This is a genomic window from Elioraea thermophila (ex Habib et al. 2022) (assembly GCF_003336755.1).
In the GTDB taxonomy this organism is placed as follows: Bacteria; Pseudomonadota; Alphaproteobacteria; order Acetobacterales; family Acetobacteraceae; genus Elioraea; species Elioraea thermophila.
Genome location: NZ_QMDI01000006.1, coordinates 563,978 through 578,737, shown reverse-complemented (window position 1 = coordinate 578,737; position 14,760 = coordinate 563,978). Strand labels below are relative to the sequence as shown.

17 protein-coding genes are annotated in these 14,760 nt (G+C 70.4%); 16 read left to right on the top strand and 1 reads right to left on the bottom strand.

Features of this window, described 5'->3' with window-relative positions; translation table 11 throughout:
* Positions 1 to 68 precede the first annotated feature (68 nt).
* The 16 genes from urtB to DWB05_RS12585 all read left to right on the top strand — a co-directional run bounded on the left by urtB (position 69) and on the right by DWB05_RS12585 (position 13,767).
* Complete coding sequence (gene urtB, locus DWB05_RS12660) at positions 69 to 1,682, top strand: urea ABC transporter permease subunit UrtB (RefSeq protein ID WP_114377685.1); 1,614 nt, start codon at positions 69 to 71, stop codon at positions 1,680 to 1,682.
* A gap of 3 nt (positions 1,683 to 1,685) precedes the next feature.
* Entirely contained in the window at positions 1,686 to 2,801 is a 1,116-nt protein-coding gene (gene urtC / locus DWB05_RS12655) for an urea ABC transporter permease subunit UrtC (RefSeq protein WP_114377536.1), read from the top strand.
* Positions 2,798 to 3,586, top strand: coding sequence for an urea ABC transporter ATP-binding protein UrtD (gene urtD, locus DWB05_RS12650; protein ID WP_114377535.1), 789 nt, complete (start codon positions 2,798 to 2,800; stop codon positions 3,584 to 3,586). The genes urtC and urtD overlap by 4 nt, the downstream gene beginning before the upstream one ends.
* 66 nt (positions 3,587 to 3,652) lie before the next feature.
* On the top strand, positions 3,653 to 4,348 hold the full coding sequence (gene urtE, locus DWB05_RS12645; protein WP_114377534.1) for an urea ABC transporter ATP-binding subunit UrtE: 696 nt from the start codon (positions 3,653 to 3,655) through the stop codon (positions 4,346 to 4,348).
* Positions 4,349 to 4,467: 119 nt separating this feature from the next.
* A complete protein-coding gene (locus tag DWB05_RS12640; protein ID WP_114377533.1) occupies positions 4,468 to 5,319 on the top strand; it encodes an urease accessory protein UreD in 852 nt (283 codons plus the stop codon).
* Between the two features lie 10 nt (positions 5,320 to 5,329).
* Complete coding sequence (locus tag DWB05_RS12635; RefSeq protein ID WP_114377532.1) at positions 5,330 to 5,632, top strand: urease subunit gamma; 303 nt, start codon at positions 5,330 to 5,332, stop codon at positions 5,630 to 5,632.
* A gap of 9 nt (positions 5,633 to 5,641) precedes the next feature.
* Entirely contained in the window at positions 5,642 to 5,947 is a 306-nt protein-coding gene (locus DWB05_RS12630; protein WP_114377531.1) for an urease subunit beta, read from the top strand.
* 2 nt (positions 5,948 to 5,949) lie between these two features.
* On the top strand, positions 5,950 to 7,662 hold the full coding sequence (gene ureC, locus DWB05_RS12625) for an urease subunit alpha (protein WP_114377530.1): 1,713 nt from the start codon (positions 5,950 to 5,952) through the stop codon (positions 7,660 to 7,662).
* Between the two features lie 45 nt (positions 7,663 to 7,707).
* Positions 7,708 to 8,229 (top strand): urease accessory protein UreE, encoded by a 522-nt coding sequence (gene ureE, locus DWB05_RS12620; RefSeq protein WP_114377529.1) that lies wholly within the window; start codon positions 7,708 to 7,710, stop codon positions 8,227 to 8,229.
* Entirely contained in the window at positions 8,213 to 8,902 is a 690-nt protein-coding gene (locus DWB05_RS12615) for an urease accessory protein UreF (RefSeq protein ID WP_114377528.1), read from the top strand. Before ureE ends, DWB05_RS12615 begins: the two co-directional genes overlap by 17 nt.
* Positions 8,903 to 8,913: 11 nt before the next feature.
* Positions 8,914 to 9,552, top strand: coding sequence for an urease accessory protein UreG (gene ureG, locus DWB05_RS12610; protein WP_114377527.1), 639 nt, complete (start codon positions 8,914 to 8,916; stop codon positions 9,550 to 9,552).
* Positions 9,549 to 10,130, top strand: coding sequence for a HupE/UreJ family protein (locus DWB05_RS12605; RefSeq protein ID WP_114377526.1), 582 nt, complete (start codon positions 9,549 to 9,551; stop codon positions 10,128 to 10,130). Before ureG ends, DWB05_RS12605 begins: the two co-directional genes overlap by 4 nt.
* Before the next feature lie 58 nt (positions 10,131 to 10,188).
* Positions 10,189 to 11,439, top strand: coding sequence for a GTP cyclohydrolase II (locus tag DWB05_RS12600; RefSeq protein ID WP_114377525.1), 1,251 nt, complete (start codon positions 10,189 to 10,191; stop codon positions 11,437 to 11,439).
* The gene (locus tag DWB05_RS12595) at positions 11,436 to 12,644 is read left to right on the top strand and encodes a DUF1688 family protein (protein WP_114377524.1); all 1,209 of its coding nucleotides are present in this window, start codon (positions 11,436 to 11,438) and stop codon (positions 12,642 to 12,644) included. Before DWB05_RS12600 ends, DWB05_RS12595 begins: the two co-directional genes overlap by 4 nt.
* A gap of 23 nt (positions 12,645 to 12,667) precedes the next feature.
* A complete protein-coding gene (gene upp, locus DWB05_RS12590; RefSeq protein ID WP_114377523.1) occupies positions 12,668 to 13,321 on the top strand; it encodes a uracil phosphoribosyltransferase in 654 nt (217 codons plus the stop codon).
* A 92-nt stretch (positions 13,322 to 13,413) separates the two neighbouring features.
* Entirely contained in the window at positions 13,414 to 13,767 is a 354-nt protein-coding gene (locus DWB05_RS12585) for a cysteine-rich small domain-containing protein (protein WP_114377522.1), read from the top strand.
* 25 nt (positions 13,768 to 13,792) lie between these two features.
* On the opposite strand, the gene DWB05_RS12580 is transcribed toward DWB05_RS12585, so the two are convergent.
* Complete coding sequence (locus tag DWB05_RS12580) at positions 13,793 to 14,728, bottom strand: nicotinate-nucleotide--dimethylbenzimidazole phosphoribosyltransferase (RefSeq protein WP_114377521.1); 936 nt, start codon at positions 14,726 to 14,728, stop codon at positions 13,793 to 13,795.
* Positions 14,729 to 14,760 lie beyond the last annotated feature (32 nt).

Sequence of the window (14,760 nt, the reverse complement as noted above, 5' to 3'; positions counted from 1 at the left end):
TTCTCGTCACGGCCGTGGCGGGCCGGCCCGTGTCGGCCCGCCACCGCGCCTCTCTTCGCATCGGTGCGATGGGCGTTCTCCTCCGCCTCGTTCTCTGCCTCGCCCTTCTGATCTTCGCCGCGTTCATCCAGGCGCCGCCCACCCGCGCGCAGCAGGCGGCGGAGGATCCGGTCGCGGCGATCGCCGCCGCCTCGGGCTTCGACGAGCTTGCTCGCGCGATCGATCGTCTCGCCGTCTCCGGCCACCCGCAGGCCTTGGCGATCGTCGAGGCGTTGCGTGCGGGAACGCTCGGTCAGCGTGCGGCCGATCGTGCGCTCCTTTGGCGCGATGCCGAGGGGCGCTTCCGCGACGCCGCGACGGGCGAGGTGGTCGAGGGGGTGAGCCCGCGCGATGTTCGCCCCATCCGCGTCAACAACCGCGTGCGGCGATCGCTCGACGCCGCTCTCGGCGCGCTGCAGCTCGCTTCGCCGGATCCGCGCGTTCGCCTCTCGGCGGCGGAACGAGTCTTCCGCGCGCGTGATCCCGAGGCGATCCCTGTGCTCGAGGCGCAGATCGCGCGCGAGACCGACCCGCGCATCCGCCGTGCCATGGAGTGGGCCCGGGCTGCCGCCCTGCTCGCCTCGGACCGCGACGTGGCGGCGAAGGTGGAGGCGGTGGCGACCATCCGCACCCGCTACGATCTCGATGCGCGTGGCCTGCTCGCGTCCTTGCGCGACGAGCCGCCCGAGGTGATGGAGGCGGCCTCCGCCGCCATCCGTGCCATCGACCGGCATCTCGCTCTCGTGCATGCCGCCCAGGACGTGGTGTTCGGGCTCTCGCTCGGCTCCGTCCTGCTGCTCGCCGCCATCGGGCTTGCCATCACCTTCGGCGTGATGGGCGTGATCAACATGGCGCACGGGGAGATGGTGATGCTCGGCGCCTACACCACCTTCGTCGTGCAGGACTGGATCCGCGACAACGCGCCGCATCTCTTCGACCACTCGCTGTTCATCGCCCTCCCGCTCGCCTTCGTGGTCGCCGCCCTGGCCGGCGTGCTGATCGAGCGCACCATCATCCGCTTCCTCTACGGCCGCCCGCTGGAGACGCTGCTCGCCACCTTCGGCCTCTCGTTGATGCTGCAGCAGGCGGTGCGCGTCATCTTCGGTCCGAACAACCGCGAGGTCGGCAATCCGTCCTGGATGAGCGGGTCGATCGAACTGTTCGAGTTGATGCTGACGCGCAACCGTGTCGCCATCATCGTCTTCGGTTTCGCGGTCTTCTTCGCGCTCCTGCTCGTCATTCGCCGCACCCGGCTCGGGCTCGAGATGCGGGCGGTGACGCAGAACCGGCGCATGGCGGGCAGCATGGGCATCCGCGTGCCCTGGATCGACAGCCTCACCTTCGCCCTCGGTTCCGGGGTGGCGGGCCTGGCGGGGGTGGCGCTGAGCCAGATCGACAACGTCAGCCCCAACCTGGGCCAGGGCTACATCATCGACAGCTTCATGGTCGTGGTGTTCGGCGGCGTGGGCAACCTTTGGGGCACGCTGGTCGCGGCCTACACCTTGGGCATCGTCAACAAGCTCCTTGAGCCTTTCGCCGGTGCGGTGCTGGGCAAGATCGCCGTACTGGTGCTTCTGGTGCTGTTCATCCAGGTCAAACCCCGTGGACTCTTCCCTCTCAAGGGTCGTGCGGTGGAGGCCTGAGCCATGCTGCGGGCGCTGATCGGCGATCGCGCGGTCGTCATGGTCGCGGCACTGGTTCTCGCCGGCGCGATCGGCGTCGCCTTCGCCAACCAGTCCCTGCCGCCGACGCACGAGCTGCACGCTTCCGTCTTCGCGGTGGGTTTGATCGGCAAGTATCTCTGCTTCGCCCTGCTTGCCCTCGCGATCGACCTCGTCTGGGGCTATGCGGGGATCCTCTCGCTCGGGCATGGCGTGTTCTGGGGCCTCGGCGGCTATGCCATGGGCATGCACCTGATGCGGCTGATCGGGCCGCGCGGCGTCTATGGCCATCCCGTGCTGCCCGACTTCATGGTGTTCCTCAATTGGACCGAACTGCCCTGGTACTGGCGCGGCTTCGATCAGGCCTGGTTCGCCCTGTTGATGGTCGTGCTCGTTCCCTCCGTGCTCGCTTTCGTCTTCGGCTGGCTCGCTTTCCGCAGCCGCGTGACGGGTGTGTATCTCTCCATCATCACCCAGGCCCTCACCTACGCCACCATGCTCGCCTTCTTCCGCAACGACATGGGCTTCGGCGGCAACAATGGGCTGACCGACTTCCGCGAACTTTTCGGCTTCTCGCTGCGTGACGACGGCACGCGCGTGGGGTTGATGCTCGCCTCGGCGGTGGCCGTCGTGCTCGGCCTGATCCTCTGCCGACTGATCGTCGCAAGCCGATTCGGCAAGGTGCTGATCGCCGTGCGCGATGCGGAAAGCCGCGTGCGCTTCCTCGGCTACCGCCCCGAGGCGTACAAGCTCGCCGCCCTCGTCGTCTCCGCCGCGCTTGCAGGCATCGCGGGAGCCCTGTACGTGCCGCAGGTCGGCATCATCAACCCGTCCGAGTTCGCGCCCACCTTCTCGATCGAGGCGGTGATCTGGGTTGCAGTCGGCGGGCGCGGCACGCTCGCAGGCGCGGTCCTCGGCGCGGTGCTGGTGAATGCCTTGAAGTCCTGGTTCACCACCGCCATGCCGGACCTCTGGCTGTTCGCCTTGGGCGGCCTGTTCATCCTCGTCACGCTTTTGATGCCGAAGGGCGTGCTCGGCCTCGTCTCCGCCTTGCCGACGGCCTTCTCTCGCCGCGGCGTGATCGCGGAGCGGCCGGCATGACCGAAGCCGCCGTTCTGCCCTCCGGCGCGCTCGCGGATCCGCCGCAGGCACCGACTCTTCTCTATCTCGACGGCATCACCGTCACCTTCGACGGCTTCCGCGCTCTCGACAGCCTTTCCCTCATCCTCGCCCCCGGCGAGCTGCGCGCCGTGATCGGGCCGAACGGGGCGGGCAAGACGACGATGATGGACGTGATCACCGGCAAGACGCGCCCCGATGCAGGCCGCGCCCTGTTCCGTGACGAGCACGATCTCACCCGGCTCGATGAGGCGGCGATCGCGGAGCTCGGCATCGGGCGGAAGTTCCAGAAGCCCACCGTGTTCGAGACCCAGACCGTGTGGGACAACGTGCTGCTCGCGCTCGCCGGCGACCGCCGCGCCCGCCGCGCCTTCCGCTTCGGCGAGACGGCGGAGGAGCGCGAGCGTATCGAGCAGGTGCTGACGACCGTTCGCCTGCTCGAGCATCGCCATCGCCTGGCGGGCGGCCTCTCGCACGGGCAGAAGCAGTGGCTCGAGATCGCCATGCTGCTCGCGCAAGACCCCGAGCTCCTCCTCGTCGACGAGCCGGTCGCCGGCATGACCGATGCCGAGACGGAACAGACGGCGGAGCTTCTGGTCGCGATCAATCGCGACCACAGCGTGATCGTGGTCGAGCACGACATGCACTTCGTGCGCGCGCTTGGCTGCAAGGTCACCTGCCTGCACGAGGGCCGCGTGCTCGCCGAAGGCTCGATCGATCGCGTCAGCAACGACCCGCGCGTGATCGAGGTCTATCTCGGGCGCTGAGGCACGAGCAGAGCGGATCGGGAAGCGGGGCGGAAATTGCGTTCGAACGGCGGAGAACGCTGAGCGATGCTGGAGGTGCGGGGGATCGATCTCGCCTACGGGGCGGCGCGCGCCCTGCGCAACGTCTCGCTCATCGCGCCCATCGGCGCCGTCACCTGCATCCTCGGCCGCAACGGCACCGGCAAGACCAGCCTGTTGCGCGCCGTCACCGGCACGCACCCGGTGGCGCGCGGCAACATCCTCTGGCAGGGCGAGGACATCACCCGCCTGCCCTCCTGGGAGAGGGCGCGGCGGGGCATCGCCTCCGTGCCGCAGGGGCGCGACATCTTCCCGCTGCTGTCCGTGCGCGAGAACCTGGAGACCGGATTCGCCGTGCTGCCGCGGCGCCAACGCCGCATCCCCGACGAGGTGTTCGAGCTCTTCCCGGTGCTGAAGACCATGCTCAACCGCCGCGGCGGCGACCTCTCGGGCGGGCAGCAGCAGCAGCTCGCCATCGCGCGCGCCCTCGTCATGCGCCCGCGCCTGCTTGCGCTCGACGAGCCGACCGAAGGCATCCAGCCCTCCATCATCAAGGACATCGCGCGCGTGATCGCCTTCCTGCGCGATCGCGGCGACATGGCGATCCTCCTCGTCGAGCAGTACTTCGACTTTGCGCGCGACCTTGCGCAGTCGGTCGCGGTCATGGACCGTGGCGAGGTGGTGCTGAGCGGACCGCTTGCCTCGCTCGATGAGGGCGAGGTGCGGCGACGGTTGATGGTCTGATGGTGGTCGCTTGGACGGCATCGCGGCCGCATGACACCGTGCCGCGCCTGCCGCGGCAGATGCGCACGCCATGGCGTCATGTCGTGAACGGTTCGCGGCGAGGGAGGAGCGGGTTGCGCATGGTCGAGGCCGGTTTGGCCGGCACGGGGCGTCTCGCGCGGTCGGTCGGGCGGCTTGCGCTCGCTTTCCGACGGCGTGGCGCACGCACCGTGCTGTTCGAACGGGCTGAGGCCGGCGCGCTCCGCGTGCGCCTGCCGCATCACGACCCCCGCACGCCTCCCGTGGCGGTGACGCTGAACAACGCCGGCGGCCTTGCCGGCGGGGACGATCTTGCCGTCACCGTGCGCTGGGAGGAGGGTGCGGAGGCCGCCGTCGCCTCCGCCGCTGCGGAACGCGTCTATCGCGCCCGTGCTGAGGATCCGCCCGCCCGCGTGCGCGTTCGCCTCGAAGTCGCGGCTCAGGCCTCTGCCGCCTGGCTGCCGCAGGAGACCATCCTGTTCGATGCCGCACGGCTCGATCGCGAGACGCGCATCGTGCTGGCCGACAGCAGCGCGCGGTTCGTCGGGCTTGAGGCGGTGGTGTTCGGCCGGCTTGCGCGTGGCGAGGTGATGCACACGGGGCTGTTGCGTGACCGCATCGTGCTCGAGCGCGCAGGCAAGCCGGTGCTGATCGACCCCACACGGCTTGCCGGCGACATCGCCGCCGCCCTCGACCGCCCGGCCGTGGCGGGCGGGGGCCGCGCCGTCGCCGCCATCCTCGCCGCCGGGCCCGACGTCGCTGCGGCCCTCGAACCGCTGCGCGAGGTGCTGGCCCGTGCGCCCGATGGTGTGGCGGGCGGTGCCTCCTGCTGGGACGGCATCCTGTTCGCCCGCCTCGTTGCGCGGGATGGGCTTTCGCTTCGCCGCACGCTGATCGATGCCCTTGCGATCCTCCGTCCGGCGCAGGATCCTCCGCGCGTGTGGCTATGTTGACGAGCTCGCGATGAACCTCTCGCCGCGCGAAAAGGACAAGCTTCTGATCGCCATGGCCGCGATGGTGGCGCGACGGCGCCTCGAGCGGGGGCTGAAACTCAACCACCCGGAAGCGGTGGCGCTGATCTCCGATTTCGTGCTCGAAGGCGCGCGCGACGGCCGGTCGGTCGCCGAACTGATGGAAGCCGGGGCGCACGTGCTGAGGCGCGATCAGGTGATGGAGGGGGTGGCCGAGATGATCCACGACGTGCAGGTGGAGGCGACCTTCCCCGACGGCACCAAGCTCGTCACCGTGCACAACCCGATCCGCTGAGGTGCGGCGATGATCCCCGGCGAAGTCATCCCCGCCCCCGGCGAGATCGTGCTCAACGAGGGAACCGAGGCGATCACGCTGCGCGTCTCCAACACCGGTGACCGCCCGGTCCAGGTCGGCAGCCACTACCACTTCGCCGAAACGAACCCGGCCCTCGCCTTCGACCGCGCCGCGGCGCGCGGGCGGCGGCTCGACATTCCCTCCGGCACCGCCGTCCGGTTCGAACCCGGGCAGACGCGCGAGGTGCGGCTCATTCCCTACCGTGGCGCGCGGCGTGTGATCGGCTTCCGCGCGGCGGTGATGGGAGAGCTCTGAGCATGCCGCGCACGATCTCCCGCGCCGCATATGCCGACATGTTCGGCCCCACGGTCGGCGATCGCGTCCGGCTGGCGGATACCGACCTCATCGTCGAGGTGGAGAAGGATTTCACCGTCTACGGCGAGGAGGTGAAGTTCGGCGGCGGCAAGACCATCCGCGACGGCATGGGCCAGAGCCAGGCGACCAATGCCGAAGGCGCGATGGACACCGTCATCACCAACGCGCTGATCATCGACCACTGGGGCATCGTCAAGGCCGATGTCGGGATCAAGGGCGGGCGCATCGCCGCCATCGGCAAGGCGGGCAATCCGGACGTGCAGCCCGGCGTGACGATCGTCATCGGGCCCGGCACCGAGATCATCGCCGGCGAAGGCAAGATTCTCACCGCGGGCGGCATCGACAGTCACATCCACTACATCTGCCCGCAGCAGGTGGAGGACGCGATCGCCTCCGGCATCACGACCATGATCGGCGGCGGCACCGGCCCGGCCACCGGCACCGCCGCCACCACCTGCACCCCCGGCCCCTGGCACATCGCGCGCATGCTGCAGGCCGCCGAGGGGCTTCCCGTCAACCTCGCCTTCGCCGGCAAGGGCAATGCCTCGCGCGCCGCGCCGCTGGAGGAGATGCTCCGCGCCGGCGCCTCCTGCCTGAAGCTGCACGAGGACTGGGGCACCACGCCCTCCGCCATCGACACCTGCCTCTCGGTCGCGGATCGTTACGACGTGCAGGTGATGATCCACACCGACACCCTGAACGAGAGCGGCTTCGTCGAGGACACCATCGCCGCCTTCAAGGGCCGAACCATCCACGCCTTCCACACCGAAGGCGCGGGCGGTGGGCATGCGCCGGACATCATCAAGGTGGCGGGGCTGCCCAACGTGCTGCCCGGCAGCACCAATCCCACCCGGCCCTTCACGGTGAACACCATCGACGAACATCTCGACATGCTGATGGTGTGCCATCACCTCGACCCCTCGATCCCGGAGGACGTCGCCTTCGCGGAAAGCCGGATCCGACGCGAAACGATCGCCGCCGAGGACATCCTGCACGACATCGGTGCCTTCTCCATCATGGCCTCCGACAGCCAGGCGATGGGACGCGTCGGCGAGGTGTGGATCCGCACCTTCCAGACCGCGCACAAGATGAAGGTCCAGCGCGGGCGCCTTGCCGAGGAGACCGGCGACAACGACAACCTTCGCGTCCGCCGCTACATCGCCAAGCTCACCATCAACCCGGCCATCGCGCAGGGCATGAGCCACCTGATCGGCTCGGTCGAAGTGGGCAAGCTCGCCGACCTCTGCCTCTGGAAGCCGGCCTTCTTCGCGGTGAAGCCCGATCTCGTGCTGAAGGGCGGCATGATCGTGCGCGCGGCGATGGGTGATCCGAACGCCTCCATCCCCACCCCGCAGCCGGTGCATGACCGGCCGATGTTCGCGGCCTTCGGCGCCGCACTGGCCGCCACCTGCATCACCTTCGTCTCAGAGGCCGCCATCGAGGCCGAAGTCGCACGCCGCTTGGGGCTTCGCCGCATGGTCGAGCCCGTGCGCAACACGCGGGGCGCCATCGGCAAGCGGTCGATGATCCTGAACGACGCGACACCGGTGATCGAGGTCGACCCCGAGACCTACGAGGTGCGGGCGGATGGCGTGCTGCTCACCTGCGAACCGGCGGCGGTGCTGCCGATGGCGCAGCGCTACTTCCTGTTCTGAGCGGGCGGCGAGCGAGGAGGCGCAAGAGAGAGGGTGGCGTGGGCCATGCGTCGGGCGATTGCGGTGCATCAGCGCGGGAGCTGGAGCGGTCCGGCGGCGGACACGGTGGTGCTCGATCAGGCGCATCGCCATCGCCGGCGCTTTACCTTCGACACCGTCTCGGGGGGGCGCGTGCTGCTCGATCTCGCGCGCCCGGTGCGCCTGCGCGACGGCGATGCGCTTGCCTGCGACGACGGCGCACTCATTCTGGTCCGCGCGGCGGATGAGCCGGTGATGGATCTTTCCGCCCCCGACCCCGCCGCGCTCCTGCGCATCGCCTGGCACCTCGGCAATCGCCACCTGCCGGTGCAGATCCTGCCCGACGGTTTGCGCATCCGCGCCGATCACGTCATCGCCGAGATGGTGCGCGGACTAGGTGGTACGGTGACGGAACGGTCCGCTCCCTTCGACCCCGAACCCGGCGCCTACGCGGGGGGGCATCATCACCATCACCACGACGAGGAGGAGGAGCACGAACCGCCTCGGCCACCGCGCGTGCTGGCGGGGGACCATGACCGCGGCGCCTGACCCGGCAGCCGCCCTGTGGCGGCTTCTGCTCTGGGCCTCGCCCGCCTTCCCGGTCGGCTCCTTCGCCCATTCGCACGGGCTCGAGTGGGCGATCGAGGCCGGCGACGTGCGCGATTCGGCGACCCTGCGTGACTGGGTCGAGGATGCGCTGACGTTCGGCACGGGGCGGACGGATGCGATCCTGCTTGCCCACGCGCACCGCGCCGCCGCGGCGCGCGACACGGCGCGACTGGCCGAACTTGCCGCCGTCGCTGCCGCGCTCGCGCCGGCGCGCGAACGCCGCCTCGAGACACTGGGCCAGGGCCGCGCCTTCGCCGCCGCCCTCGCCCCCTGGCCGGAAGTGGCTTCGGCCCTCGACTCGCTCGACCGCGACGCGCTCGCCTACCCGGTCGCCTTCGGCGCCGCCTGCGGTGCCGCCGGCGTCGCCCTGCCGGAGGCGCTGCTCGCCTATCTGCAGGCCTTTGCGGGGATGCTGGTGTGGGCAGCGGTGCGCGCGGTGCCGCTCGGCCAGACCGACGGGCTCGGCGTGCTGGCCGTCATCGCCCCGCTCGCCGCGCAGGTTGCGGCGGAGGCTCAGTCGGCACCGCTGGATGCCGTCGGCGGCGCGGCCTGGCGGCTCGACATCGCCGCGATGCGGCACGAAACTCAGTACACGCGCCTGTTCCGCAGCTGAGGGAGGCGAGCATGGAAAGGACGCACACGGGCCCGCTTCGGGTCGGCGTCGGCGGCCCGGTGGGAACCGGCAAGACCGCGCTGATGGACGCCTTGTGCAAGCGGTTCCGCGACCGTTACGACATCGCCGCCATCACCAACGACATCTACACCAAGGAGGACGCGGAGTTCCTCACCCGTGCGGGGTCGCTGCCGCCCGAGCGCATCCTTGGCATCGAGACGGGCGGCTGCCCGCACACCGCGATCCGCGAGGACGCCTCGATCAACCTCGCCGGTGTGGCCGAGCTCTGCCGGCGCTTCCCCGCCCTCGACCTGATCCTGATCGAATCGGGCGGCGACAACTTGGCCGCCACCTTCAGCCCGGAACTCGCCGATCTCACCATCTACGTCATCGACGTCGCCGCCGGCGACAAGATCCCGCGCAAGGGCGGACCCGGCATCACGCGCTCCGACCTTCTGGTGATCAACAAGATCGACCTCGCGCCCTATGTCGGTGCAAGCCTCGAGGTGATGGAGCGCGATGCACGGCGGATGCGGGGCGACCGCCCCTTCGTCTTCACGAACATCCGCGCCGGCATCGGGGTCGAGGAGGTGGCGCGATTCATCGAGGAGCGCGGCGGACTGGTCGCGCGGCGGGAGGTGGCGGCATGATGAAGCACGCAGCGTTGATCGCAGGGGCCATCCTCGTCTCCGTTCCGGCGGCGGCGCATACGGGGCACGGCGAGACCACGGGCCTTGTCGCCGGGCTCCTTCATCCCCTGACGGGGCTCGATCATTTGGCGGCCATGCTGGCGGTCGGGCTCTGGGCCGGGTTGGCGGGCGGGCTCCGCGTCTGGACATGGCCTGCCGCTTTCGTTCTCGCCATGCTGGCTGGGGCCGCGATCGGCTGGCAGGCGGTCGCGCTGGGCGGGGTCGAGATGGCGATCGCGGCCAGCGTGCTCGCCTTGGGCCTCTCTCTCGCCGCGGGCTGGCGCGCGCCGATGGCGCTCGGGCTTGCGCTGATCGCCGCCTTCGGGCTTGCGCACGGCTATGCGCACGGGGCGGAAGCCCCGGCCGACGGTTCGGGGTTCGCCTACACGGCCGGGTTCATGCTCGCCACAGCCGGCCTGCACGCCGCCGGACTTGCGCTCGCCCTTGCCTTGCGGCGGCCTCTGCTGGTGCGCGGGCTCGGGGCAGCGGTCGCGGCCTTCGGGCTCGTGCTCGTCGCGGCAGCGGGCGGGCTTGCTTGACCTTGATGCGCCTTGGGCGAGGGACCACCTCCCCCGCGTTGTTTCGTGAGCGGCTCCGATGGCGCTGAACAAACCGACCCACATCCGGCTGACGTCGCACCCGCAGCCCCTGCCGCATGCCTGGAGCCTGCGTTGGGGCGCGCCGACTGCAGCCGAGCGCGGGCCCGTCATCGCCTCCGCCGCCCGTCCGCAGGACCGCAACGTCATCGGTACCTACGGCGGGGCCTACGCGCTCTACCGCGCGCTTGCCGTCTCCTCGGGGGCGCTGTCGCCGCTCGCGCGACCCGATCTCACCAACACCCATCCCGTCGTGCAAATCGGACCCTACCCGCAATGGTCTGAGCCGGGAAAGATCGTCTCGCTCGACCCGTGGGGCCATGTCGTCGCCGATGCGTTCGCCGACGCCATTGCGGAAGGCATCGACGTGCGCCCGACGATCGCCATCACGCGGGCGCGGCTGAACCTGCCCGAGATCACCGCCGAACTCGCCCGCGGCAGCCTGACGGCGGACGGGACGATCCTCCACCCCAACGGCGACATCTCGGTGGTGAAGGCGGCGATCGACCCCGTCTGGTGGCTGCCCGGCATCGCCGCGCGCTTCGGGGTGGCGGAGCACGTGCTGCGCCGCACGCTGTTCGAGCAGACGGGCGGCATGTATCCCGAACTCGTCACCCGGCCCGACCTCGAAGTGTTCCTGCCCCCGATCGGCGGCACCACGCTCTACATCTTCGGCGATGCCCGGGCGCTCGCCGATCCCGCTCGCCCGCTCACCTGCCGCGTGCACGACGAGTGCAACGGCTCCGACGTGTTCGGCTCCGACATCTGCACCTGCCGCCCCTATCTTCTGCACGGCATCGAGGAATGCGTCCGAGCCGCGCAATCGGGCGGGGTGGGGCTGATCGTCTACAACCGCAAGGAGGGGCGTGCGCTGGGCGAGGTGACCAAGTTCCTCGTCTACAACGCGCGCAAGCGCCAGGAGGGTGGGGATCGCGCCGACACCTATTTCGAGCGCACCGAGTGCGTCGCCGGGGTGCAGGACGCGCGCTTCCAGCAACTGATGCCCGACGTGCTGCACTGGCTCGGTGTGACGCGCATCCATCGCTTCGTGTCGATGTCGAACATGAAGTACGACGCGCTCGTCGCCCAAGGCATCGAGGTGATCGAGCGCGTGCCGATCCCGCCCGAACGCATCCCGGCCGATGCGGCGGTGGAGATCGAGGCGAAGAAGGCGGCCGGCTACTTCGCGCCCCTGCCGCCGACGGAGGAGGAGCTTCGCCGCACCCTCGGCCGCCCGTTGGAGCGGATGTGAACGACGCCCCGTTCGTCGACGCCCGCGCGTTGCGCACGCCGGAGGCGGTGCGCGAGCGCGCGCAGGCGATGTTGGCCCTCGCACGGGCCGATCGCACGCTCGCTTGGCGGCTGGACGAGACCCGCCTCGAGCCGGTGGCGGATCGCGTCGCCGCGGTGACGCGCGCGACCTTCCCCGAGCTCGCCGTGCCCCTGCACGCGCGCTGGCGCCATTTCGTACTCGGCGGGCGCGATCTCTGGGCGGAGGCGGTCGCCGCCTCGGGGCTTACGGGCGATGACCTCGCCCGGGCGGCGTTCGACACCGCGATCGTCTCCGTGCTGCTCGATGCCGGAGCCGGCCCTTCCTGGCGTTATCGCGCCGCGGACGGAACAATCCTTGCGCGATCCGAAGGTCTCGCGGTCGCTTCGCTCGAGATGCTCGCGTGCGGGGCGTTCTCCTCGCGCCGCCGCCCATTCGAGGCGGACGCGGAGGGGCTTGCTCAGATCACCGCCGACCGGCTTGCCGAGGGCTTCCAGGCGAGCGAGGCGAACGCGCTCGTCGGCCTGGCGGGCCGGGCGGCGCTGCTGCGGCGCCTCGGTGAGACCGTCGCCGCCGACGCAGTCTTGCGCGACTCCGAGGGGCGGGCGCGGCCGGGAGCGCTGTTCGACCTCCTCGCATCCCGTGCCGATGAAGGAACGATCCTCGCACGCGACATTCTCATCGCGATCCTCGATCGCTTCGGCGCGATCTGGCCCGGGCGGATGACGCTCGGCGGCATCGCCCTCGGGGATTGCTGGCCGCACCCGGTGCTCGGCCCAGTCCCCCTCCATAAGCTCTCGCAGTGGCTCGCCTGGTCGCTGATCGAACCGCTGCGCCAGGCGGGGTTGCGCGTCGACGGCATCGATGCGTTGACGGGGCTTGCCGAGTATCGCAACGGGGGGTTGTTCGTCGATGGGGGCGTCCTGCAGCTCCGCGATCCGGCGGAGGCCGAGTGCGAGCACGACGTCGCTTCGGCCCTCGTCGTCGAGTGGCGGGCGCTGACCGTCGCCCTGCTGGACGAGCTCGCCCCGCTTGTGCGCGCCCGCCTCGGCCTCGACGAGACGCGCTTTCCGCTCGGCGCGCTGCTCGAAGGCGGAACCTGGCGCACGGGACGGATGCTGGCGCGCGAGTGTCGCGCGGATGGCGGTCCGCCGATTCCTGTGGTGTCCGACGGCACGGTGTTCTGAACCCAGCGGAAGGAGAAGGGATCATGGAAGGCGCCGTCGCAACGGCGATCGAGCAGGTGAACGTCGTCCGCCATCCGCTCGTGCAACACAAGCTGACGCTGCTGCGCGACAAGGACCGCTCGACGCAGGGCTTCCGGCGGCTGATGAACGAGATCGGCATGTTGCTCTGCTACGAGGTGACGCGCGATCTGCCGCTCGCGACGATCACCATCGAGACGCCGCTCGCCACCATGCAGGCGCCGATCCTTGCCGGGAAGAAGCTCGTCTTCGCCCCGATCCTGCGCGCAGGCGAAGGCTTCCTCGAGGGCATGCTGACCCTCGTGCCCTCCGCGCGGGTGGCGCATATCGGTCTCTATCGCGACCCGAAGACGCTCGCCGCCGTCGAGTACTACTTCAAGGCCCCGCCCGACGTTGCCGAACGCCTCGTCATCGTGCTCGACCCGATGCTCGCCACCGCGAACTCGGCGGTGGCGGCGGTCGATCGGCTGAAGGAGTGCGGCTGCCGCGAGATTCGCCTCGTCTGCCTGCTCGCCGCGCCGGAGGGCATCGCGCATTTCCACGGCCAGCACCCCGATGTGCCGATCTGGACGGCGGCGGTGGACAGCCATCTCGACGAGAAGGGCTACATCGTGCCGGGCTTGGGCGACGCGGGCGACCGCATGTTCGGCACGAAGTGAGGCCGCGGGTCGGGCGCCCGCCGTCGCCCCGCTTGCAAAGCCGACCCGATTGCTCAGGTATGGGCCGAGGCCAGGGCTGAGCGGAGACCGCGGTGGAACCGAAGGACACGACGACGAACGAGGCATTCAAGGGCTTCACCAACTCGGCCTGTCCGTTCTTCCCCTGCCACAAGGGGGTGAAGGGCGAGTTCAACTGCCTGTTCTGCTACTGCCCGCTGATCGCCTACGAGTGCCCGGGCCCCTACAAGGTGTTCACCGACAAGAACGGTGTGGTGCGCAAGGACTGTTCGGACTGCATCCTGCCGCACGAAGGCTATCGAAAGTCCTGGAACTTCATCCAGCGTTGGTTGGAATACCCGGTGCCGTGGTCGGGCAAGCCGCAGACCGATCCCCCGACCCGGCGCCCACGTCCGCCCGGGCGCGAGAACGAGGGGCCGGACGACTGAGCCGCCCCCCGCGTCCGGCGCCGCATCACGGTCCAGCGACTTCGCCCACGAGCGCGGCGGCCGCCTCGTCGAGTGCGGCGAGGAACGCGGTGAGACGGTCGCCGTCGCCGAGCTCAGGGGGATCGCAGGGGGTGAGGGAGAGGGCACGGAGCGCGACGGCGTGTGCGGAATGCGTGCCCGCGAAGGCCAGCAGTCCCTCGCCGCTGCTGGCGTCGATCTCGCGCGCGACCAGGGCGGAGGCAGCTGCCGCCACGCCGTCGATCACCACGGTCAGGGCGTGACGTTGCGCCTCGACGATCGCGCCGGCGATGGCGGCGAGTTCGGGCGGGCACAGCCCAGCGAGGGCGGCGATGCGGTCCGCAACGGCGTCGGCCGCAAAGACGACGGCTTCAAGCTCGACGGTTCGGCTTTTCCAGCCAGCGAGGCTTTCGCTGTCGCAGTGCCGCATCACCGCCGCGCCGGGCGCCGGGGCGAGCAGCGCCACCAGCGCCTCGGCGAAACGCTCAAGAACGAGACTCTCGGCCACGCGGGGAACGACGAGGCGGATGCGACCCGCCAAGCTCTTCACGGCAGCCGCGCCGGCGGCCGCGGCGGTGGCGAAGCGGCTGAGCTGCTCGGGCGCAGGCGAGGCGGGGGTGGAGAGGTGTTCCGGGTCTGCCTGGCCGACATCGACCGCGACGACGGCGGCGCCGAGAGCCGGCGGGTGAGCCGTGAGCTCGGGAAGGTCGAGGGGCGGCGCCCCGGTGCTGCCGGCGCGGCGGAAAGCGAGCACGCAGAACGGCCGGCCCGCAGGGCGCACGCTGGCCTGGGTTTCGGCGAGACGAACGGCGAGCGCATCACGTCCGATGGGCCGTGGCGCGCCGCCGGGCCGAGCGGCACGCCTGACACGGACCACGGCCGAAAGGTCGAAATCGAGATCGGTCACGGCGGCCCCGGCGGAGGAGGCGGCGGCAGGCACCATCGGGAATGGCCCGGATCCGCTCGGCTCGCAAG